19 protein-coding genes are annotated in these 21,320 nt (G+C 63.6%); 10 read left to right on the forward strand and 9 right to left on the reverse strand.

Annotated elements, in window-relative coordinates:
* Window positions 1-34: 34 nt before the first annotated feature.
* The 8 genes from I2487_RS04725 to I2487_RS04760 all read left to right on the forward strand — a co-directional run bounded on the left by I2487_RS04725 (window position 35) and on the right by I2487_RS04760 (window position 9,212).
* Window positions 35-907, forward strand: a complete 873-nt coding sequence (locus tag I2487_RS04725; RefSeq protein WP_207170823.1) for a LysR family transcriptional regulator — start codon at window positions 35-37, stop codon at window positions 905-907.
* Window positions 908-1,076: 169 nt separating this feature from the next.
* The gene (locus I2487_RS04730) at window positions 1,077-2,573 is read left to right on the forward strand and encodes an aldehyde dehydrogenase family protein (protein WP_207170824.1); all 1,497 of its coding nucleotides are present in this window, start codon (window positions 1,077-1,079) and stop codon (window positions 2,571-2,573) included.
* A 112-nt stretch (window positions 2,574-2,685) separates the two neighbouring features.
* Window positions 2,686-4,284, forward strand: coding sequence for a benzoylformate decarboxylase (mdlC, locus tag I2487_RS04735; protein ID WP_207170825.1), 1,599 nt, complete (start codon window positions 2,686-2,688; stop codon window positions 4,282-4,284).
* 80 nt (window positions 4,285-4,364) lie between these two features.
* Window positions 4,365-5,483: a TRAP transporter substrate-binding protein DctP gene (gene dctP / locus I2487_RS04740; protein ID WP_207170826.1), complete on the forward strand. Its 1,119-nt coding sequence runs from the start codon at window positions 4,365-4,367 to the stop codon at window positions 5,481-5,483.
* A 182-nt stretch (window positions 5,484-5,665) separates the two neighbouring features.
* A complete protein-coding gene (locus I2487_RS04745) occupies window positions 5,666-6,187 on the forward strand; it encodes a TRAP transporter small permease (protein ID WP_255545967.1) in 522 nt (173 codons plus the stop codon).
* Window positions 6,184-7,542, forward strand: coding sequence for a TRAP transporter large permease (locus tag I2487_RS04750; RefSeq protein WP_207170828.1), 1,359 nt, complete (start codon window positions 6,184-6,186; stop codon window positions 7,540-7,542). The genes I2487_RS04745 and I2487_RS04750 overlap by 4 nt, the downstream gene beginning before the upstream one ends.
* Window positions 7,543-7,679: 137 nt before the next feature.
* Window positions 7,680-8,153, forward strand: coding sequence for a DUF3237 domain-containing protein (locus I2487_RS04755; RefSeq protein WP_207170829.1), 474 nt, complete (start codon window positions 7,680-7,682; stop codon window positions 8,151-8,153).
* Between the two features lie 117 nt (window positions 8,154-8,270).
* Window positions 8,271-9,212, forward strand: coding sequence for a ketopantoate reductase family protein (locus I2487_RS04760; protein ID WP_255545952.1), 942 nt, complete (start codon window positions 8,271-8,273; stop codon window positions 9,210-9,212).
* Between the two features lie 175 nt (window positions 9,213-9,387).
* Here I2487_RS04760 and I2487_RS04765 read toward each other — a convergent pair whose 3' ends face one another.
* The 8 genes from I2487_RS04765 to I2487_RS04800 all read right to left on the reverse strand — a co-directional run bounded on the left by I2487_RS04765 (window position 9,388) and on the right by I2487_RS04800 (window position 18,168).
* Entirely contained in the window at window positions 9,388-9,864 is a 477-nt protein-coding gene (locus I2487_RS04765) for a pyridoxamine 5'-phosphate oxidase family protein (RefSeq protein ID WP_207170831.1), read from the reverse strand.
* 88 nt (window positions 9,865-9,952) lie between these two features.
* Complete coding sequence (locus I2487_RS04770) at window positions 9,953-12,415, reverse strand: ATP-dependent DNA ligase (RefSeq protein WP_207170832.1); 2,463 nt, start codon at window positions 12,413-12,415, stop codon at window positions 9,953-9,955.
* Between the two features lie 179 nt (window positions 12,416-12,594).
* Entirely contained in the window at window positions 12,595-13,137 is a 543-nt protein-coding gene (locus I2487_RS04775; protein ID WP_207170833.1) for a carboxymuconolactone decarboxylase family protein, read from the reverse strand.
* Window positions 13,138-13,197: 60 nt separating this feature from the next.
* Complete coding sequence (locus tag I2487_RS04780; protein ID WP_255545953.1) at window positions 13,198-13,908, reverse strand: Crp/Fnr family transcriptional regulator; 711 nt, start codon at window positions 13,906-13,908, stop codon at window positions 13,198-13,200.
* Window positions 13,909-14,133: 225 nt separating this feature from the next.
* The gene (locus I2487_RS04785) at window positions 14,134-15,186 is read right to left on the reverse strand and encodes an ABC transporter ATP-binding protein (RefSeq protein WP_207170834.1); all 1,053 of its coding nucleotides are present in this window, start codon (window positions 15,184-15,186) and stop codon (window positions 14,134-14,136) included.
* Window positions 15,183-16,025: an ABC transporter permease gene (locus I2487_RS04790; RefSeq protein WP_207170835.1), complete on the reverse strand. Its 843-nt coding sequence runs from the start codon at window positions 16,023-16,025 to the stop codon at window positions 15,183-15,185. The genes I2487_RS04785 and I2487_RS04790 overlap by 4 nt, the downstream gene beginning before the upstream one ends.
* Window positions 16,022-16,918, reverse strand: coding sequence for an ABC transporter permease family protein (locus I2487_RS04795; RefSeq protein ID WP_207170836.1), 897 nt, complete (start codon window positions 16,916-16,918; stop codon window positions 16,022-16,024). Before I2487_RS04795 ends, I2487_RS04790 begins: the two co-directional genes overlap by 4 nt.
* On the reverse strand, window positions 16,915-18,168 hold the full coding sequence (locus I2487_RS04800; protein ID WP_207170837.1) for an ABC transporter substrate-binding protein: 1,254 nt from the start codon (window positions 18,166-18,168) through the stop codon (window positions 16,915-16,917). The genes I2487_RS04795 and I2487_RS04800 overlap by 4 nt, the downstream gene beginning before the upstream one ends.
* Before the next feature lie 44 nt (window positions 18,169-18,212).
* Between I2487_RS04800 and I2487_RS04805 the strand changes: the two genes are divergently transcribed.
* Together I2487_RS04805 and I2487_RS04810 are read left to right on the forward strand one after the other, a co-directional pair.
* Window positions 18,213-18,995: a TVP38/TMEM64 family protein gene (locus tag I2487_RS04805; RefSeq protein WP_345941334.1), complete on the forward strand. Its 783-nt coding sequence runs from the start codon at window positions 18,213-18,215 to the stop codon at window positions 18,993-18,995.
* Window positions 18,988-19,671, forward strand: coding sequence for a CDP-alcohol phosphatidyltransferase family protein (locus tag I2487_RS04810; RefSeq protein ID WP_207170838.1), 684 nt, complete (start codon window positions 18,988-18,990; stop codon window positions 19,669-19,671). Before I2487_RS04805 ends, I2487_RS04810 begins: the two co-directional genes overlap by 8 nt.
* On the opposite strand, the gene I2487_RS04815 is transcribed toward I2487_RS04810, so the two are convergent.
* Window positions 19,656-21,137, reverse strand: a complete 1,482-nt coding sequence (locus I2487_RS04815) for a dihydrolipoyl dehydrogenase family protein (RefSeq protein WP_207170839.1) — start codon at window positions 21,135-21,137, stop codon at window positions 19,656-19,658. The genes I2487_RS04810 and I2487_RS04815 overlap by 16 nt on opposite strands.
* Between the last annotated feature and the right edge of the window lie 183 nt (window positions 21,138-21,320).

A 21,320-nucleotide genomic window follows, 5' to 3' on the forward strand; every position in this document is an offset into this window, starting at 1 on the left:
CTCGTCGTGGCACTAACCGCGAAGAGGTGTTGGCTTGGATCTGAACCTGATTCGAGTATTTGTAGCCGTCCACGAAGAGGGCTCAGTGACTGCCGCCGCAGAGCGTCTTCACTTATCCCAGCCGACTGTTACCCAGGCGTTGAATCGCTTGCGTCGAGAGACCGGTGAAGAGCTTTTTATTCGTGTCGGTCGTGGTATCGAGCCCACTCGCTCTGCGACTGAGCTCTATGCAAAGGTCGGCCACATTCCGGGCGCCGTGGACGCTGCGGTGCGTGCTGTATCGCACTTCGACCCAGCAACTACGGTAGAGACCTTCAGAATGGCATTGACGGATCTTGGCCAAACGATATTCCTGCCTACGCTGGTCCCTGCTCTCACTCGGGAAGCCCCACACGCGACCCTCGAGGTCTTGAACCTAGACGTCGATAGCGCTTCCGAAGACTTAGCTGCCGGGCGAATTGATCTGGCCGTTGCTTCGACGGTCCTGCCGGGCAAGCTCCGCAGCTCGGTCGTCCGCCCTGACCTGTATTGCTGTGTTGCAAGAAAGGGTCGGTTCGGGAGCGGGAGTCCTACCTTCGAACAGCTGTCGCAATTACCAAGAGTGGTTGCCCGCAACACTTTGGGGCACACGCTCGTGGAATCGCTGTTGCCAGAACCGGTGGAGGGATCGGTGTATCTGCCCGCCTTCTCGGCGATTCCAGCGATCGTCAGTGCATCCGACCTCATAGCCTTCGTGCCACACGCAATTATTGGCGCGTGGAGCTCTCTCTGGGACATAGAAACGTGGCCATTGCCGCAAGGCACATTTACCGCACTGATTCGAGCGCATACGGCTTCCCATCCAACCTCCGCAGCCAATGCTTGGTTCACGCAGTGGGCCACCACCAGGATGCAAAGAACTGCCTGAACGACACGGAAAGCACAGGAAGCTCCAGGTCGACTCCACCTATAGTCCTCGTCTATAGGTAAATCGCTAATCATTTATTGGTTTTGTGTGATCTGCGTCGCATACGGTGGTGATGCACCCAGCATAGGCAGCGTCTTGAGGGACGCAGCGACATACCAGGAGTCACAGCATGAGCTCGAATATCGCCATCCGCGATGCCACCACTGCGGTCGTTGAAGGACTCAAAGCCGGTTGTTTCATCGGGGGAGAGTGGAGGGACGGTGCCTCCGAACGTGCCATCAGTATCACTGTTGCAGTAGATGGTAGTGAGCTTCGAAGTTTCCCAGGAGCATCCACCGGTGACGTGGATGAAGCTTATGAAGCCGCAGCCCTCGCGCAACGGGAGTGGGCCAGTGTTCCCCCCGGTGAGCGGGCCATGGTCGTTGCACGGGCCGCCGAGATCTTGGAACGTAGACGGTCCGAAATTACTAGCTTGCTCAGGATCGAGGCGGGCTCTTCGGCGCTCAAGGCGAACATTGAAGTGAGCTCCGCAATTGGCATCACACGAGAAGCGGCGACTTTCCCCAACCGTTCCCACGGAACTATTCAGCCTTCGGCTTTTCCTGGCAAAGAGAATCGCGTGTACCGCGAGCCGCGAGGCGTTATCGGTGTGATTTCTCCTTGGAACTTTCCCCTGCATCTGTCTATCCGCTCAGTTTCACCTGCTCTGGCACTCGGAAACGCTGTGGTGCTGAAGCCGGCCTCGGATACGACGGTATCGGGAGGTCTCATCGTTGCTGAGATCTTCGAGGAAGCCGGTCTCCCGGCAGGATTGCTGTCGGTCGTAGCCGGCGCTGGTTCTGAGATAGGAGACAGGATTGTGCAGCATCCTGTGCCGTCCATGATCTCCTTCACCGGTTCCACGCCTGTGGGTCAGCGGGTAGGTGCGCTGGCCGCCCAGGGCTACATGAAGCACGTGGCATTAGAGCTCGGGGGTAACGCGCCACTAGTCGTGTTGGACGACGCGGACCTTGACGGCGCCGTCAATGGTGCGTTGATGGCTAAGTTCCTTCATCAAGGTCAAATCTGTATGGCGGCAAACCGAGTCATTGTAGATGCGAAGGTGTACGACGAGTTCGTTGAAAAGTTTGCGGCGCGGGTTAGTGAGCTAGTGGTGGGCGACACAACAGATGAATCAGTTCTCCTTGGCCCCATTATCAACGATGCACAGACCTCATCGGTTGTTCAGCTCATAGATTCGGCGCGGAGACAAGGCGCTCGGGAAGTCTATGGGGGCCACGTGGATGGTCGAACGGTCGGCCCTCACGTATTTGCAGACGTGACAGAGGATATGCAAATTGCCGTCGAAGAGATCTTTGGCCCGGTGATTGGAATTATTAAGGCAGAAAACGAAGATTCGGCCCTGAAGATGGCAAACAATACCGAGTTCGGACTTTCCTCAGCAGTGTTCACACGCGATATCGAACGAGGCGTGAGGTTCGCTCGAAGTGTCAAAGCTGGAATGACTCACGTCAATGATTCGACAGTCAACGACGAGCCGAACATCATGTTCGGCGGCGAAAAAAATTCAGGAATAGGACGCTTCAATGGCGATCAGGCGATTGATGATTTTACGACCCTGCATTGGATCGGCGTCCGCTCCGCAATGGGTCCAGTGCCCTTTTAGCGGACCGCGGCCGCCGTTGGTGATCTCACAGCGCGCCGCCCGTGGCTAATTCAGTCTTGGGCATCGAAAGACTGGTCCAGTTGTGCGACAAGATAGGGCGTGTAAATAGTATATGAGCGAAAAAACTGTCCTCGAGTCAAGTCTGAATGTGCTTGAATCTCACGGAATTACCACCATATTTGGCAATCCAGGATCGAATGAAATACCATTTCTAGCAGGGCTAAGTAGCAAATTTAATTTCGTTCTAGGTTTGCACGAACAAGTAGTCGTGGGGCTAGCCGAGGGGTACGCACGTGCGACCGGTAAGCCTGCCCTCGTTAACCTGCACGCTGCCTCTGGGTCCGGTAATGCGATGGGGGCTTTGACCAACGCTAAATATGGACACACGCCAATGGTTATTTTGGCAGGTCAGCAGGTTCGTCGCACCGTGGGTCAGGAGTCGATGCTCGCCAATGTGGATGCTTCGATTCTGCCTGCCCCGCTCGTTAAATATTCCCACGAGCCACTGTCTGCCGCAGACGTTCCTCGCGCCATATCCCAGGCCGTACTAGAGACTTCGACCCAACCCTGTGGCCCCGTTTACCTATCGGTTCCGCTTGATGACTGGGCAGAGCCTGCGCTTGAGGACGATGCACTTTTGACTGCCAGGAGGGTAACAACCGGCCAAGCGCTGAGCGAACAACAGCTTGAGGGCCTGGTATCGGTCCTAGATGCTGCGGAGAGTCCTGCGTTGGTCGTTGGGCCCCAGTTAGACGCGGCCTCAGTGAACGACGTGCGCGTCCATCACGCCGCAATGGAGCTAGCTGAGAAGCTAGATGCTTCTGTATACGTCGCCCCGTCACCTTCTCGAGGACCGTTTCCAACGACACACCCGAACTTCAAGGGAGTGATCGTTCCCGGTATCGAGTCAGTACGGGACAGCCTAGCGGGGCACGATGTCGTCCTAGTGCTGGGGGCGGCCATGTTCAGATACCACCGATGGGAGCCAAGTAACTATCTCGAGTCCGGGACGCAGATGCTTCACGTCACGCAAGACGCACGAGAAGCCACACGGGCCTCGTTCGGTAGCTCGGTGGTCACGGATGTGGCTTGGGCGACCAAGTCGTTGGCTTCGAAAGTCACAGATCGAGGTGCTCGTCGGGGTGATCGGGGCTCACGGCAGTTACCCGCGGCAAGAACTTCTCCTGAAGGAATGACCGGCACCGAGATACTTGAGGTACTCAACGCTCATGTGAATGAATCCGTGTGCTATGTCAACGAGACCACGACTCTGGATCTGGAGTACCTCGAACGGATAGCGATCGAACGCCCGGGGATGTATCACTTTCCGGCTTCGGGAGGGCTCGGTTTCGGGCTTCCCGTGGCGGTGGGGATGGCTCTCGGCGACCCCTCAAGGACGATCATTGCCACAGTCGGCGATGGCTCCTTCAACTACGGAGTCACTGCGCTCTATACGGCAGCGAAACATCAGACTCGAACAATCTTTGTGGTCGTCAACAATTCTGGGTATGGCGCACTCGCTGGTTTCGCTGAGCGGATGGGCTCACCTGACGTGCCCGGATTGCATCTCGACGGGATCGATTTCGTGTCTATTGCTGAGGGCTATGGAGTTCCGGGCAAGCGGGTCTCCACCCGCGAGCAGTTTGAGGCCGCGTACTTGGAGGCTCTGCGCTCTTCTGGCCCGCTACTTCTCGACGTACAAGTCGTCTAGAAGCGTCGCAGTCCCGGGTTGCCCGCCGTTGCTGCCCTCCACAATCATCTCAAAGTTAGATTACGCATCTTAGGAGAATCATGTCGTTAAAAAACATTAAGAGTGCCCCTAGGGCCCGTGGGGCTCAGGTTGCCGCCGGAGCAGCGGTTCTAGCTTTGGGGCTCACCGCCTGCGGTGGGGCCAACAGCGGCGACGAGAGTGCAGTGGAATTGAACGTGGCTTCATGGGCTACTCCCGATAGCGTCTCGGAGAGGATGGCGGAATGGTGGTACGACGAGATCGAACAGCGTAGTGATGGCCAGATCACGTTCAATATCGCCGCAGCCGACTCACTCTGCAGCGCATCTGAAATCCCGGAGTGTGTTCGCGACGGACGCGCAGACGTTGGCCAGACCATCACGGATTACTCGTCTCAGCTCTTCCCTCAGGCGACCATATCGAGTATTCCGTTCCTCAATCCCAACAGTGAGGCTGTCACGTTGGCGGTTTATGAATTGAGCACTGAGCATGACGGAGCAGCGCAACTGTGGGAGGAGAACGATTTGCATCCAATTGCTCATGTGCCTCCCGGCCGGATGCTCCTAGGAGGTCAGGACGACCTGTCCTCTATTGATGAACTCGAAGGCCTGCGACTGCGAATGTCGGGCCAGTATGCCCAGCAGGCAGTAGACGCAGCAGGCGCAAACTCAGTGACGCTAACAGCGCCGGAAACCTATGAGGGCCTGGAGCGAGGAGTGGCCGACGCTGCCGGCTTTCCCTTGGACGGCACCGTTGCCTATCAGTTGAAAGACATTCTTCCGGAATGGACGGACCCAGGCATTGGAACGTACACCACGATCGGGATGTGGATGAATGCCGGCGTCTACAGCGATCTCTCAGAGGAACACCGTGCAGTGGTCGACGAAGTCACAGAGGAATACAACGGAGAGCATGCTCAGCGCATCTACGACGAGGTCACCCTCGAGCAGTGTGACGAACTCCTGGAGACTATCGGCGATTTGAAGCAGTGGGACGAAGCCGATACCCAGCGCTGGAACGACGAACTGGGCGACACCCTGGAACGACAGTGGGTTGAAGACGCGGAGAGCAATGGTCTCGAAGACGCCGAGGGATACCTCACCACCTACAAGGAGAAGCTTGCCTCCTACGAGGGTGAGGTTCGTGAAGACCCGACGGTGGTCTGCGCCGAACGCAGCTAACCTAACCGGTCCCTCAACTTCGAGTCGGTGGTGGGCGCCGTGTAGGGCGCCCACCACCGAAGAACCTAGGACATGCCATGTCTTTGAACCAACCTAGCAAGTTATCCAGTCTTCTTCGTCGAGGCACCTTGAGACTGTCGGCGCCCCTCGGGATACTCGCATCGACGGCGACTGTCGCGATCATGGTGGCGGTGACCGTCGATGTTCTCGCTAGGAATGCGTTGGGCAGCTCTGTCCCAGGCTTATTGGAGATGAGCGAGAGTGCCCTCGTCGCCACCGTCTTCTTGGGTCTTGCCTATACCGGCACTACCAATTCACACGTTTCCGTGGACCTATTAACTGAAAAGCTCCCCCGTCGTATGGCTCGGAAGATCGCGGGAGTTGTCTGGTTGCTGGGATCCCTCATGGTCACATGGTTCATCTACGCAAGCTTCGAACGAGCAATGGAGAGTACAGCGTCAGGCGAGATTACCGTTGGCCTGATGGACTGGCCCCTCTGGCCCGCGCGGTGGCTCATCGTTATTGGCTACGTTGCTTTTCTGCTGGTAGCACTGGTCAACACGTACTTGTCTTTCCGTAACGAACTGCTGCTGGGCGAAGAAAATGACTCAAATCATCTATCTATAGACGAAGAGAATAGTACTGAAGAGAATGCAGAAAATGTTTCTAAAGATCGTCCTAGCCAAGGGGAGGTAAAAGCATGAGTGTCAGCTTGGTAGTACTCCTCGTTATTGCTATCTTAGTTGGATTGCTTTTAACTCGCATGCCAGTGTGGATTGCACTGGCGATCTCAGGCAGCGTTGGCCTCCTGGTCCTTCGGGACACGACGTTTGTAACGCGAACTCTGGCTTCGACGTCCTTCGAGCAGACTTCGACCTTTAGTCTGACCATTATTCCCATGTTCATTCTGCTCGGGATCTTTGCCGTCAGAGCTAGAATCGCGGAACAGGTTTTCACGGTGGCGCGGCGTGCGATCCGGAAACTGCCTGGAGGGTTGGGGATCGCGACGGTGGCGGCCTGCGCGGGCTTCGCCGCCGTCTCAGGGTCCAGCATCGGTACTGCCGCCACGATGTCGAAACTGTCGATTGGAGAAATGCGCAAGGCCGGATACCCGGTGAGCCTCGCCGGCGCTCTGGTCGCTGTGGCCGGAACATTGGGGGCAATGATTCCTCCAAGCCTCTTCCTGGTGCTCTATGCGATTCTCACCGGCGAGTCGATTGGCAGAATGTTGGCTGCAGGCATAGTTCCCGGTGTCCTCTCGGCCCTTTCGTACGCGATGTACATCCTGATCAAAACTAGGAAAATGACGCTGGTAACAGCAGATAGTGCTTCGAGTGATCTAAGTGGTCGTTTGAACTCCGAAATTAGCGAGTCCAGGAGTCGACAGAAGAGCAGTTCGCTTCCGTGGCGGGGCGTGTTTCGACTAGCGATCATTTTCGCGATCATTATGGGTGGTATATATTCAGGAATTTTCACCGCAACGGAATCAGCCGCCATCGGGGCAACCTTTGCACTGTTTATGGTTGTGCTCGAATACCGGCGGGATGGGCTTCGAGAGATCGGGGCTCAGCTCGGAGAGGCTCTGAAGGAGACCGCAAAGACTACGAGTATGGTGTTCGCCATCATCGTCGGTTCGGGAATCCTCTCACTGTTCTTCGTGGTGGCTCGAGTGCCACAGTCAGTGGCTAACTCACTCACGTCGCTGGAACTCCCTGATTGGTTGATCTTGGCGCTCTTGCTCGCACTACTGATTCCACTGGGTATGGCCTTGGAGTCGATCTCGATCTTGGTCATCACGGTTCCGCTGATCTATCCCGTAGCCACAGAGATGGGCTTCGATGGAATCTGGCTAGGAATTCTCATAGTCAAATTGATTGAAATTGGGATGGTCACACCGCCCGTAGGGATCAACTGTTTTGTCGTCGCAGGCGCTGCGAAAATAAGAACATCTGATGTTTTTAGGGGAGTTTGGCCGTTCGTTGTACTAGAGATCTTAATGATCGTGTTCTTCTTCGCATTTCCTGATGTCGTACTTTGGCTGCCATCACTTGTGGACTAATTGCAGTGCGACTGCTGAGGCGTCGAGTCGCGTGGCAGCTTCGCCCGTCACCACTGAGAACAAGTTCTTCTAGAGTGGAACACCAGCAGGAAAAATGTCGTTCCTTACGGGTTAGCAATCGAAAGAGATTATCCGCAATGTCAGAGAATGTCCCGACCGTGCCGGAATTAGAGTTCCTCTGCCGGTTCGAAATCCTTGTAGGCCAGCCTATCGAAGTCGGAACTACCCATGCCGGCGGGCGACGAGTGATCCCAATTCTTGGGGGTAAGGCAACCGGCCCAAAGCTTAGTGGGAGTATTCTCCCGGGCGGAGCAGACTTCCAACTTCTTCGCTCTGAAACGGTCACCGACCTCGATGCTCGGTACGTGATCGAGGCTGACAATGGGGAACGAATTTATGTCACGAACCAGGCACTCCGAAGCGGTTCGGCGGATGACATATCCTCCTTGGTCAGAGGAGAGCACGTTCCGGCAGAACGCATCTATTTTCGCTGTTCGCCACGCTTCGAGGTTGCGGGGCGGGAGCTGGCATGGCTTGAGTCCACAGTGGTGGTCGGTTCAGGCGCCAGGAACCCTGGCGCGGTCGTTATAGATCTCTGGGCGCTCCGCTAACAGTTGGAAGAGGGGCCTCTCTGGCGGCCTACTCAACATGGCCTGCGGATTGTAATTGATTATCTATTTCCCGAGATGATGAATTTATCAGGTATTCGGGTGTTACACGTGTCGTCTATGGCCGCTCTACACTCATCTGGAGGAACTTCAGTGCGAATCGCGATTGTCGGCGCAGGCGCCATGGGTCAGTTATTTGGTGCCAAACTTACGGCGTGTGACAACGACGTAGTCCTCATCGACACCTCGGAACCTACGATTAGCGCATTGAACCAGAGTGGAGTAACAGTACAGACTCCAGTCTCTTGCATTCAGACGTCAGTGGATGCTGCGCTGGCCATGGACGTGAAAGAGCCGGTCGAGTTGCTCATGATTTTCACCAAGGGGTGTCACACCAGGGCGGCCGTCTCTTCAGTACGTCACCTGATTCGCGACTACACAATTGGGTTAACCCTGCAAAACGGCTTGGGTAACGAGGAAGCCCTCTTGAAGCTCCTGGGCCCCGGGCGCACTCTGGTCGGTGTGACGGACTTTCCCGCGAACAGACTGGGGGAGACCCTGATCGGTTCTGCAGACGGCCACGTAACCCTCGGAGACACGTTGCCGGGCCAAGGCATCTCGCCAGCCGCCGAGACGGTGGCGACAGCGCTAAGTGACGCCGGATTGAATGCAAGCGCCCATATAGAGGTCCGCGTGCCAATCTGGGAGAAATTGATTTTCAACGCGGTCGCGAACACCATTGGTGGCGCAACCGGACTTACGGTCGGCGCTACAGGCACACGGGAACCCTCGCGGCGGCTGGTGGACTCCGTGTTCGAAGAGGCTGTCTCGGTGGCACGCGCTAGTGGCATAGCCGTCAACAGCGACAAGGTTTGGTCCTCCCTTGAGAGGGCTTTTGTCCGGCACGCTGCGCATAAGACCTCAATGACGACGGATGTCGAGGAAGGTCGTCGAACTGAGGTCGACACGATTGGTGGTGCAATTGTAGCCGCGGGTCACCAGATCGGGTTGGCTACTCCGGTTCTGTCGGCCCTCTGCGACGTTGTCAGGTCACGGACTTAGAGGCAAAGTCGAGCGACATCCAAGGCATGGGTGTCGATGGGGAAGCGTCCTAGAAAGCAGTGCGTTCATCTGTGCCGGTAGTACATGATTGGAAGCGGAGCTGTGACACTCAATTTCGGAAATGAGAAGGGGCGAGGAACCGAAGTTCCCCGCCCCTATTCAAAATCTGAGCCGCTTACAGCTCCACGCGCCCCTGGTCGCCCATGTTCGGGGTCTCCGAGGAGAGCGAAGCCTTCGCCATCTTGACCAGTGCCGCAGCCTTGCCCGGGCCCTCCCAGTACTGGGCGGTCTCCGGGGTCACCTCAATGAGCACCGCGTTGGGATCCTCAGGGCCGCCCTCGAAGTAGGCCTTCGGGCCCAGGTCCCACAGCTCCTTCTTGCGCTCGAGATCATCGATGACCTGGGCGCTACCGGCGATGGAGACCCAGGTGTGTGAATCCACGAAGCCCAGGTTGACCTCGCCCTCACCGATGATGTCCTCGACCTTGTCCGAGTTCAGTGGGGTGAAGAACCAGAACTTGTGCTGGTCGTCGATCTCGGTGACGCCCATCGGACGGGAGACGATCCGGTGGTTCTGATCCACGGTGGTGAACATGCAGGTGCCGATGCTGTTCAGCTTCTTGACGAGCTCGTTGGCAGTCATATCAGTCATATCGTTCTCCTGTGTTGGGTATGTGCGTCTTCATTCGCAGTCTACGGATCAGAGGTTTTGAGTACAGCGCGTACGCGCTGAGCAAAGTTCAGGGCCCGCTGTTCGTCCGAACGCCCCTCCATGTGGGGTGGCGCAGCCGGTTGTCCCTGGTCACCCCAGAGTGGCGCACCTCGGCAGTGACCTTGGGTGTCACCCACGTGGCGTCTGAGGAATCCTCGGCGGGTACGTCATCCACCGGGGCGGTCTTGCGGACCAGCTTCTCCAGCTGGGCGCGGAGATCAGTCAGTTCCACGTCGCTGAAGCCGGTGCCGACCCGCCCGGCGTAGCGGAGCTCGCCGTCGTCGTCGGTCATGCCCAGCAATAGCGAGCCGAAGGTCTTGGCGCGCGCACCCTTGCCTTGGCGCCAGCCGATGATCACGACGTCGGCGTGGCTCTCGTGCTTGAGCTTCACCCAGTCCTCGGAGCGTCGCCCCGCGCGGTAGGGACTGTCGGCGCGCTTGGCCACGAGTCCTTCAATCTTGAGCTCCAGGCTGACATCCATGGCCTCGTCCAGGGAATCACCCAGGTCGCCTGGGACCTGCACGTACTTGCCGCTCTCGGCGAGCTCCTCCAAGATCTCCCGGCGGCGTACATAGGGCTCACCGGTGAGGTCGCCATGCTCGGCGGTGTGCAGTACGTCGAAGAGCATCAGGTGCACCGGGATCTTCTTCGCGGTCTGCTCGATCTCCTTCGCCTTGGTCAGCTTGCCCCGGCGCTGCAGTAGACCGAAGTCTGGGCGACTGCTCGAGTTCAGAGCGACGATCTCACCGTCGACCACGGTGCCTGCCGGGACGAGGTCCGCGATCTCGGCCAGTTCGGGGAAGACCTGGGTGAAGTCCTTGCCGTTGCGGCTTCGGATCTCCACCCGGCCATCGGCGTGGACCGCGGCGATGGCGCGGTAGCCGTCCCACTTGCCCTCCAGCACCCAGCCCTTGCCGCGGATGTCGGTGGGCTTGCCGGGGGAGGCGAGCATGGGGGAGGGCAGCGGGTCCGGAAACTCGGCGTCCTCGTCGGACTTGCCGCGCTTGCCAGGCCGCTTCGTGGACTTCTCCGGTGAAGACGAGGTACCTGAGGACTCCCCAGCCTTCGGCTGGTCCTTGGTCAACCTGATCAGCCAGTTCTTGCCCGCCTCATCGGTCTGCACCAGCGCGTAACGGCGCGGAACCCCACCCAGGCCTCCCTCGGGCTGACCGTGCAGGACGAAGACCACCTTGCCGGAACCCTCGGCCTGCTCCCACTTCTCGATCTCCACGGTGCCGGTGTCCCAGATGGTCACCTCACCGCCGCCGTATTCGTTCTTCGGGATGGTGCCCTCGAACTCGGCGTATTCGATCGGGTGGTCCTCGGTCATCACTGCCAGCCGCTGCTGGCCGACATCCAACGGAGGCCCCTTGGGCACCGCCCAGGAGACCAGCACCCCGTCGCGCTCCAGCCGGGTGTCATAGTGCAGCGCGGTGGCGTGGTGCTCCTGGACCACGAAGATCGGATCCTCGGTCCGGGACGCAGGTGAGTCGGAGGGGACCGGCTCGGGGGTCTTCGCGGCATCGCGCATCGACCGGTAGGTCGACAGTGCATCCTGCGTCTCCGGCAGGGCGTCCGCGGCGTCGTCGTCGGGCGTGAAGTCAGCCAACGGGTCCGTGCCCGAGGCGATCCGGCCCATGACCTGGTGCATTTCCAGCTGGGCGAGGTCCGGATCCTCAAGCTCCTCCCAGGTCCGCGGGGCGGCAACATACGGTCCGTCGGAGGATCCGGGGCGGCCGCGCAGTGAGTAGGGGGCGATGGTGGTCTTATTGCGGTTGTTCTGCGACCAGTCGATGAGCACCTTGCCCTGGCGCAGCGACTTCTTCATGTCGCTGACCACCGCATCCGGGTGATCGGTCTCCAGGGCCTTGGCCAGCTCATGGGCCACCTGGGAGACCTGCTCCGAGGTGTAGCTGCCGTTGAGCGCGGCGTAGAGGTGGATGCCCTTGGACCCGGAGGTGACCGGGACCGAGGGCAGGTTCATCTCATCGAGGATCTCGCGGCACCAGCGGGCCACCTGCGCGCAGTCGGCCAGCTCCGCGCTGGGCCCGGGATCCAGGTCCAGCACGAGCCGGTCTGGGTTCTGCGGCTGACCTTCGCGGTTGAAGCGCCACTGCGGGACGTGGATCTCCAGTGCGCCGACCTGTCCGAACCAGGCCAGCACGGCGGGTTCGTTGGCGAGCGGGTAGATGTTGCTGTGATCCGAATGCTCCAGCTCCTGGCGCGGGACCCACTTCGGGGCGGAGTCTTCGAGGTTCTTGCGGAAGAACGGCTCAGGGGGCTTGTCTTCCGAGCCGACGCCATCGGGCCAACGCTTACGGGTGGCGGGCCGGTTCTTGGTGTGCGGGAGCATCGCGTCTGCGACGGTCTGGAAGTAGTGGACGACCTCACCCTTGGTGGTGCCTGAGGCGGGGAAGAGGACCTTGTCCAGATTGGAGAGCCGGAGCTTATGACCGCCGACGGTGACGGTCTGCTGCCGGTTGCTTGCCATGGGTCAACCCTGCTGGGGGAGGCTGGGCGTTGGCTGGATGTTAGGTGGGCCTCGGAGGGCACCAGACACGCCGATGGCGGGCGTCCCACGAGGGGACGCCCGCCACCAGTCAGCCACGGTCGCCGCGTCAGACCGACGGAAAGCCTCGGTGGCCCGAAGCCGCCGCCCCGGCAGTCCGGTTACAGCGAGGGCGCAGCCGGGACGTCCAGCTCGGTCTTCACCATGTGGTTGAAGTAGTTGGTGTAGAGGTTCAGCGCCACATGGCTGGTGAGCTCGGTGAGCTCCTGGGTGCTCCAGCCGGCGTCGAGCGCGGCCTGCCAGGTGGCGTCCTGGACGTTGCCCTTCTCCGCGGCCGCCTCGCGGGCCACCTGCAGCAGGGCATGCAGCTTGGGGTCGAAGTCCACGTCACCGCGGCGGATGGCCACGGTCTGCTCCTCGCTGAGGCCGGCACCCTTGGCGCCCTGGGTGTGCGCGGACTGGCAGTACGTGCATTCGTTCACGTTCCCGACGGCCAGCGCGATCGCTTCGCGGGTCGGAGCGTCGAAGGTGCCGTAGTCCTCGATGACCTGCTGGATCGCCACGTAGGTCTGCAGGACCACCGGGGAGGAGGCCATCGCGCCGTGGATGTTCAGGACCTTGCCGAACTTCTGCTCCAGGTCCTTCAGCTCGGGCGTCACGCTCTCCGGCGCGGATTCCACGGTTTCATTGGTGACTCGTGACATGGTGATGCCTTTCTCTCATACGGGTACCGCCGCCCGGACAAAGATGGGCGGCGGAAGCTTCTAGGCGGTCATGCGGGCGGCGGTCCGCAGACCCTGCGCATCCTTCACGGTGATCCGGCCGCGGGCCTGCCGGATGTATCCCTGCGTGGCGAACTCGGAGAGCACCTTGCTGGTCCCCTCACGGGTAGCTCCGAGCAGACCGGCGAGCTGTTCGTGGGTGATCCGGATGGTGCCGCTGTGTCCCAGCCGGGAGCTCAGCGCGGTGGTGGGCGCCGTGCGGGCGAGGGTGAGCAGCGTCTTGGCGGTGCGGGCCGCCAGCGGGCGCAGCGCCAGGTCCGTCAGCCGTTCCTCCAGGCGCGCCACCTGATCACCGAGCAGCTTCGCGATCCGCAGCGCGATGCGCGGATCCGCCACCAGGTGCCGCTCCACGTCCTCGGCCGTGAGCTGGCAGATGACCGACTCCTCGATGGCCTCGGCATAGTTCTCATACATCCGCTGACCTACCAGCAGCATCTCCCCGAAGACCGCGCCGGGTTCCAGGATCGCCAGGGTGAGGGTCTTCCCGTCCTCGGCCACCCGGAAGACCCGGACCCGGCCTGACTTCAGCACGAACAGCGCGCTGACCGGCTCGGACTGGGAGAACACCAGCTCCCCGGCGCTGAATCGGCGCTCCGGGAGCATCTGGTCCAGGGCCGTCATCTCGGCAGGACTCAGGTCTGCGAAGAGGTCCACCTCATTGAGGCAGGTGAAGTCATCGGTGGCGAAGCTCAAGGGCTCTCTCTCCCGTCTCTGTGGCGACCATGGCTGATCACCGCAGGTTGAAGCATGGGTCAGGTGATGCACGCATGCGTTGGGTGTCTCCATCATGGACATCTCCTGCTCCCTTCTCCAACTGTGACAGCGCCCCGTGGTGAACGCACTGACCACGGTAGGAGTGCCAGGCCAGCCAGGTCTGCAACCCAGCACACAGTTCGGAGGGCCCGGGCTCCTCGAGCGCTACAGGGGCACCACCCAGCCGACGACGCCGCCCAGTGCCACTCCGGCAGCATCTCCGGGGCGCAGCGCGGGGGTCCCGGTGACCTCGATCGCCACGGTGACCGGTGCTTCACCGGGGCCCGGCTCCAGCTCGACCCGGACCAGGCTGTGCGCCCCGGAGGGCCGGACCTGGGTGACGGTGCCGCGGGCACCGGGGCGAGCGTCGTCGTCGGTCGTGAGCTGGAGCGACTCCTGCCGCGGCATCAGCAGCCCCGGACCTTCCGGGGTGTCCTGCGGGACCGGGATCCGGCCCAGGGGTGAGTGGTGCGCCCCGGCGCGGACCACCCCCGGGACCTCGTTGAGTCCGCCGAGGATCCGGTTCACCGCCGGCGAGGCCGGCTGGTGGTGGATCCGGGCCACCGGGGCGTGCTGCAGGATCCGCCCGTGGTCCAGGACCGCGATGGTGTCCGCCAGGATGGCGGCCTCCCGCCGGTCATGGGTGACCAACACGATGGTGGGGCGCAGCTGGTCCCGGATAGAGTCGATGAGGTCATACATGTCCTCGCGCAGCCGCAGATCCAGCGAGCTGAAGGGTTCATCCAGCAGCAGGATCCGGGGCTGCCGGGCCAGGGCGCGGGCCAGGGCGACCCGCTGCTCCTGCCCGCCGGAGAGCTCCCCGGGCATCCGCCGGGCATACTCGCCCAGCTGCACCAGCTCCAGGTACTCCCGGGCCTGACGCCGTGCCTCGGCCTTGGTGCGCCCCGCCATCCGGGCGGCGAAGGCCACGTTGTCCACCACGCTCAGATGCGGGAACAGCAGCGGGCGTTGGAACATCAGCCCGGACTCGCGGTGCTCGGCGTCGAGGGCCGTGACGTCCTCACCGTCGATCAGCACCGCGCCCGCGGAGGGGTCCAGCAGACCGGCCGCGATGCGCAGCAGTGTGGACTTCCCGCTTCCGGAGGCGCCCAGCAGGGCGACACAGCTGCTCTCCGGCACGGTCAGCGTGATGTCATCAAGCACCTGCTCGGTGCCGAAGCGGTGGGAGATGGACTCGAAGCTCAGGCTCGAACTCATTGCGGGCTCCTTCCACGCTGGCCCCAGCGGGCCAAGAGGATCAGCAGGATCACGGGCGGGGCGATCATCGCCAGGGAGAGTGCGGCGGTGAGCTGCTCGCCCCCGGTGGTCGAGGCGGCCGAGCCCAGCAGCATCGGCAGCGTGCGCAGCTGGCCACCACCGATGAGCACCGTGGTGATGTAGTCGCTCCAGCCCACCAGGAAGGCGAGGAACCCGGCGCGGGCGATCGCCGGCGCCAGCAGCGCCATCCGCACGCTGAGCAGCACCCGGGTGGGGGAGGCGCCCAGGGTGCGGGCCACCTCCTCGAAGCGCCAGTCATAGGAGGCCAGCGCGACGTGGAACATATAGGCGGTATACGGCAGCGCGGTGACCGTGAGCACGATCAGCACCGCGGCGAAGGTGGGCACTCGGGCGGAGAGCAGCAGCACGTTCGCGCCCATGACCAGGGCGAAGGGCGGGATCGCCAGCGGGGCCAACAGGATGAATCCCAGGATTCGTGCCTGGGTGCGCGGAAGCTGGCGCAGCCCGAAGGCGGCCAGGGCTCCCAGCACGGTGCCGGTGACCGCCACGCCCAGGCCCAGGGCCGCCGAGCGCAGTCCCGCCTGCAGGACCTCGGGAGACACCAGGGTGGTCAGTGCCTGGGACGACCATGCCTCCGGCAGCACCGCCGGGGCCCGCCATTCTCCGGCCACGGACCACAGCGCCACCGGGACCAGCGGCAGCAGGACCCAGATCAGCAGCGCCGTCCCCAGGACCACGGGGAGGACCCGCCGCAGGGATAGCGCGGCACGTGGTCGCCGGGAACCCATGCGGGCGGGCCCACTGGCGAGCGCGCTCATGACCCGGCTCCTGATCGGCGGCTCGAGGGAAGCTGGGAGTGTTGTTGCGAGCGGCGTGGCGAGCGCCGTCGCGAGCCGCGGGCGAGCAGGGCCAGACCGAGCACTCCCAACCCGATCACGGCGACGGCGATCCCCACCGAGGTCAGAGCGGTGGCCATCGCCTCGGGTCGGGCGGCCAGATCCACCGAGCCGAAGAGCCGCACGGCGCGCACCGAGAGCGGCTCCGGGGCCACCGGGCCCAGCAGCCAGGGCGCCTCATAGGAGCCGAAGGTGTAGACGAACACGACCAGCCCGGCCACGCCCAGCGGCAGCCGGGCCAGCGGGAGGATCACATGGAGGATCCGCTGCCGGGCCGAGGCGCCCAGGGTCGCGGCGGTCTCGCTCAGCGCCGCCGCCGAGCGGGAGATCCCGCCGAGCACCACCAGGGCGACGAACGCGGATTCCTTCCACGCGAACTCGAGGATCGCCGCGGTCCACCAGTCGGTGCCCACCAGCTGCGGGAACCCCTCGGGCATGCCGAGCAGCCGGGCCAGGAACCCGGCATCGGTGAGCAGCAGCCCGATGGCGCCGGAGGCCACCAGGTGCGGGATCGGGATGGTGGCCGCGCTCAGCGCCGCAATCAGCCGACCTCCGCGGCCCGCGGTGAGCGCATAGGCGGCGATCAGAAACCCGACCACGACGGCGAGCAGGGTGGACGTCGTCGCGATGTAGAGGGAGACGCCTGCCGATTCGACCAGAGCCCCGCCGTCGGTCCAGGCCGCGGTGCTGAACTCCGGTTCCCCGAAGAGCGGCAGGAGCCCCAGGCTCTGCAGCAGCGCGGTCAGCAGGGCGGCGCCGAGCACCAGTACCACCAGCAGCACCGCCGGTGCCGCGAGCAGCGCGGCCCGGCTCAACGCCGTGCCACGGATTCTCGCCAGGCCTCATCCAGGGCGGGGACCCAGTCGAAGTCCAGCTCCGGATGCGCGTTGCCGGAGAGCTCCGCATAGTCCGGCACCACCGGGGAGCTCGGAAGCTCCTCGAAACGGTTGCGGTCCTCGGAGTCCAGCCGCTCGGCGTCGAGCACCGTGAACTGGCCCCAGACCTCCGGGTCCGCCTTGATCGCCTGCTGGTCCGGAGACATGGCAAGGTTCGCCACCGCTATGGCACCGGCGGCGTCCTGGGCGTTGGCCGGGATCGCCAGGAAGCTGGCGTTGCCCACGGTGCCCTCCTCTATTGGCATGATCCGGGTGGAGTCCGGCAGCGCGCCGGAGTCCACGAGTTCGGTCAGCCGTGCCGGGCCGTAGGTCATGCCGATGTCCACCTGGCCGTCGTTGAACAGCTGGTTCAGCGCCTGCTCGTCCCGCGGGTAGGTGGCACCTTCGCGCCAGAGCGAGGGGGCGAGGGCCTCCAAGGTCTGGATCGCGGCTGGGGAGTACTCCTGGAAGTTCTCCTCGCTGAACTCCAGCGGTATCTCCTCGGCGCCGCCGGCCTGGGAGATCATCACCTCGCGCAGGAAGACGCTTCCGGTGAAGTCCGGGGGACCGGGGTAGCTGAACCGGCCGGGGTTCGCCTCGGCCCAGTCGAGCAGCTCCGGCAGCGAGGACGGCGGCTCGGCCAAGGTCTCCGAGTTGTAGAAGTAGCTGAACTGGGCCTTGTGCCAGGGCGCCTCACAGCCGTCCACCGGGGTGCCGAAGTCGTCGGTCAATAGCGGATCTTGCGGGTCGGTGAACTCCATGTTGGGCAGCATCTCGGTCCAGCCGCAGCGCCACGCCTCGGCCTGGCGCCCGGTGCTGAAGGTGGGCCCGTTGACCCAGACCAGATCCACCGAGCCGTCCTCCCGCCCGGCCTGCTGCTCATTGAGCACCCGGTTCAGCGCGTCGGCGGTGTCGGTCACCGGCACCCGGCGCAGCGTGACGCCCAGTTCCGCCGCCGCCGGTGCCAGCTCATCATCCACATAGGCGTTGCCCTGCTCGTCCCCGCCGTACATCCACAGGTCCACGGTCTGACCCTCTGCGGCGTGCAGCACGGCGTCGAAGTCGGCGAACTCTGCGGTCTCGATGGCGGCGCCGCTGGCGCAGGCCGAGAGCAGCATCGCACCGGCCGCCACCGAGGCGAGCGTCACCCGGCGCGTCCGCCGACGGATCAGTGGTCTGTGACGGGTCATCGGTTCCTTCTGAGGTGTGGTCGGCGTTCACGTAGGGTCATGGGGTGAACGAGATCGAGCCTGAGAGCCAGCGCGTGCCGGCCGCGCGCGGCCAGGCCCCTGGTGCTGGTGGCGCGTCGACGGCGGGTAGCGAGGCTCCGGCTCCAGATGGCACGCACCCGGCTGCTGCGGGTGGCACGCACCGCAGGGCCGTGGCCAAGGCGGTGGCTCTGGGGATCGCGCTGATCCTGTTCACCGTTGCCGCGCTGGTGCTGCCGATCCCGGGCGTGGATCAGATGCGCAGCACCGTGGCGGAGGCCGGCTGGTGGGGGCCCCTCGGGTTCGGAGTGGCCTACGCCGCGCTGACCCTGGCCCCGGTGCCAAAGAACGTGCTCTCCATCGCCGCCGGGGTGCTCTTCGGATTCGGGCCCGGTCTGCTGATCGTCTACACCGCCGCCATGGCTGGCGCCGCCGGTGCCTTCTGGCTCGGACGCGCCCTGGGCCGGGAGGCTGTGGAACGCTTCACCGGCACCCGGGTGGCGAAGGTCGAAGACCTCCTGCTGCGCCACGGCTTCCTCGCCGTGGTCGGGGTGCGGCTGGTGCCCGTGCTGCCGTTCACCGCGATCAACTACTCGGCCGGACTGACGAGTCTGGGCTGGTGGCCCTATGTCCTGGGCACGCTGATCGGCATCATTCCTGGCACCGCGAGCTACCTGGCACTGGGCGCCTTCGGATTCCAGCCGGGTCTGCAGGCCGAGCTGGCCTTCGCGGTGCTGGTCCTGCTGACCCTGGCCGCGACCGCCTACCTGATCCGCGCTCGCAGACGGCGAGGCGACGTAGATGTTTGACGCCCGGCTGCGCACCACACTGGCCCCCGCACTGGACAGGGCGGCGGGATGGCTGGATGTGCCCTGGGTGACGCCGAACCGGCTCACCGGGCTGAACCTGATCGCGGGTCTGGCCAGCGCGGTGTTGGCCGCGACCCAACTGTGGATTCCGGCGCTGCTCATGTGGCTGCTCTGCCGCGTGGCCGACGGCCTGGACGGGCCGCTGGCGCGCCGTCGTCGTGCCCAGGGGTCTTCGCAGGGGTCCGCGCAGGGTTCAGCCTCGGGCGCACCGGGATCGCCGCCGGGCTCATCGCAGAGCCCCGGCCAGGGCGGGTTCTTCGACATCTGCGCGGACTTCATCGTCTATGGCGCGACCGTGATCGGCGTGGCGATCGGCGCCACCGCAGCCTTCGACGCCCCCTGGCTGCCGTTTCTGCTGGTGCTCTTCGCCTACTACATCAACGGCGGCGCGTTCCTGGCGTTCTCCTCGATCGCTGAGAAGGAGGGCAAGACGCTCGACGACGGGCGCTCGCTCTCCTTCCTCGGCGGGCTCGCCGAGGGCGGGGAGACGGTCCTGGTGCACAGCCTGTGGCTGATCTTCCCGGCCGCCGCGGTGTACATCGCAAGCGTCTGGGCGGTGCTGGTGTGCCTGAGCGCGGCCCAGCGCATCCTGGCCGGCTTTCACGCGCTGCGCTGAGCCCGGTCACCCGGGGCTCGGTCCTGGGTTCGGGTCTGCTCACCTCTGGTGTCCCGGTAGCGGGCGACGGCGGCCAGCCCCCGGGTGAGCGTCTTGACCACGGGGGAGCCCAGCGCCTGCCGAGCATGGACGACGGCGGCGTTCCACAGCGCATCGTTATAGGTCGGGTAGGCGTGGGTGACACCGGCCAGCTGCCGGGTGGTCATCTTCTGTGCGACGGCGAGCGAGAGCTCGCCCAGCGATTCCCCCGCCCGCGGGCCCACGATCGTGCCGCCCAGGATGCGTCCCCGGCGGTCGATCACCAGCCGGACGAAGCCTTCGCGGGATTCCTCGGTCACGGCGCGGTCGGTGTCTTCCAGGGAGACCGTGGAGGTGGTCATCCCGGGGCCGGTGGCCTCGGTGAGCCCCACGGTGGCCACCTCCGGGGAGGTGTAGGTGATCCGCGGGACGGTCTGGCTGATGCTGCGGCGCAGACCCAGCACGGCATTGGACGCGGCAGTGCTGGCGTGGACCCCGGCGAGGTGGGTGAACTTCGGGTGCGTGGTGACATCCCCGGCGGCCCAGACCGAGCGGTTGGAGGTGCGCATCGAATCGTCCACCAGCACCTGGCCGCGCTCGTCAAGGTCCACCCCGAGGTGCTCCAGGCCCAGGGAGGCAGAGCGCGGGGTCCGGCCGGTGGCGACCAGGATGACCTCTGCCTCGAGCTCGCGTCCGGCGCTGGTAATGATCAGGGAGCCGGCTGGGTTCTGGTCTGCTGAACCCTGGCGGTCTGGACTCTGCCGGATGAGGCTTGCCTCGTCGTCGTCGATGACCTGCACCCCGTCACGCTCCAGGCTGGCCTGCACCAGGGCGGCGGCGTCGCGGTCTCCCTTGGGCAGCAGCCCGGAGCGCGCCAGGATCGTCACCTGGGAACCGAGTCGGGCGAAGGCCTGACCCAGCTCGCAGGCGATGGGACCGCCGCCGAGCACCACCAGACGGGCAGGCAGCGAGGTCAGCTCCCAGACGGTGTCGGAGGTGACGGTCTGGGCGTCATCCAGGCCCGGGATCGAGGGCACGGCAGGCGCGCTGCCGGTGGCGATGAGCGCCCTGCGGAACCGCACCGGGCGCCCGTCGATCTCCGCTTCACCTGGGCCGGTGAACCGGGCATGACCGTGCAGCACGCTCACTCCGGCGCGCTCCAGGGCCTCCGGGGAGTCCTCGGGTTCGATCGTGGCGATGGCGTCGCGGATTCTCTGACGCACCTGCCCGAAGTCCGGTTCCGAGTCGCCCGTCTCCCGTGCCTGGGCGGCACGTGCCGCGGCGGAGAGGATCGTCTTGGAGGGCACGCAACCGGTCCAGAGGCAGTCGCCGCCGGTCCGGTGGGCTTCGACGAGCACGGTCCGGGCACCCAGCTGCGCGGCGGTCTTGGATCCCACGATCCCGGCAGTGCCGCCGCCGATGACCAGCAGGTCGATCGGGTGATCCATAAACGGTTCCTTTGCGCAGGTCAGGTGGGAATGGGGCAAGCTTAGGGGCGCCGATCTGAGCGGTCTGTAAACCAGGACACGTTCCTGTGCGACCGGAATGAGTACAGTCGGAGGAGCAGCCGAGACGCGGCTCAGATCAACAGTGTCATCGTACGGGGAAGGATCAGCGCCATCGAGAAGTAC

The organism is Nesterenkonia sp. E16_10 (assembly GCF_017347085.1).
In the GTDB taxonomy this organism is placed as follows: Bacteria; Actinomycetota; Actinomycetes; order Actinomycetales; family Micrococcaceae; genus Nesterenkonia.

What these genes read in the sequence shown, in the direction of transcription:
- I2487_RS04750 (WP_207170828.1), top strand. Translation starts at nt 6,184, where the DNA reads ATGAGTGTCAGCTTGGTAGTACTCCTCGTTATTGCTATCTTAGTTGGA.
- I2487_RS04775 (WP_207170833.1), bottom strand. Translation starts at nt 13,137, where the DNA reads ATGTCACGAGTCACCAATGAAACCGTGGAATCCGCGCCGGAGAGCGTG.
- I2487_RS04785 (WP_207170834.1), bottom strand. Translation starts at nt 15,186, where the DNA reads ATGAGTTCGAGCCTGAGCTTCGAGTCCATCTCCCACCGCTTCGGCACC.
- I2487_RS04755 (WP_207170829.1), top strand. Translation starts at nt 7,680, where the DNA reads ATGTCAGAGAATGTCCCGACCGTGCCGGAATTAGAGTTCCTCTGCCGG.
- I2487_RS04810 (WP_207170838.1), top strand. Translation starts at nt 18,988, where the DNA reads ATGTTTGACGCCCGGCTGCGCACCACACTGGCCCCCGCACTGGACAGG.
- I2487_RS04770 (WP_207170832.1), bottom strand. Translation starts at nt 12,415, where the DNA reads ATGGCAAGCAACCGGCAGCAGACCGTCACCGTCGGCGGTCATAAGCTC.
- I2487_RS04790 (WP_207170835.1), bottom strand. Translation starts at nt 16,025, where the DNA reads ATGAGCGCGCTCGCCAGTGGGCCCGCCCGCATGGGTTCCCGGCGACCA.
- I2487_RS04815 (WP_207170839.1), bottom strand. Translation starts at nt 21,137, where the DNA reads ATGGATCACCCGATCGACCTGCTGGTCATCGGCGGCGGCACTGCCGGG.
- mdlC (WP_207170825.1), top strand. Translation starts at nt 2,686, where the DNA reads ATGAGCGAAAAAACTGTCCTCGAGTCAAGTCTGAATGTGCTTGAATCT.
- I2487_RS04730 (WP_207170824.1), top strand. Translation starts at nt 1,077, where the DNA reads ATGAGCTCGAATATCGCCATCCGCGATGCCACCACTGCGGTCGTTGAA.
- I2487_RS04760 (WP_255545952.1), top strand. Translation starts at nt 8,271, where the DNA reads ATGGCCGCTCTACACTCATCTGGAGGAACTTCAGTGCGAATCGCGATT.
- I2487_RS04745 (WP_255545967.1), top strand. Translation starts at nt 5,666, where the DNA reads ATGGTGGCGGTGACCGTCGATGTTCTCGCTAGGAATGCGTTGGGCAGC.
- I2487_RS04765 (WP_207170831.1), bottom strand. Translation starts at nt 9,864, where the DNA reads ATGACTGATATGACTGCCAACGAGCTCGTCAAGAAGCTGAACAGCATC.
- dctP (WP_207170826.1), top strand. Translation starts at nt 4,365, where the DNA reads ATGTCGTTAAAAAACATTAAGAGTGCCCCTAGGGCCCGTGGGGCTCAG.
- I2487_RS04800 (WP_207170837.1), bottom strand. Translation starts at nt 18,168, where the DNA reads ATGACCCGTCACAGACCACTGATCCGTCGGCGGACGCGCCGGGTGACG.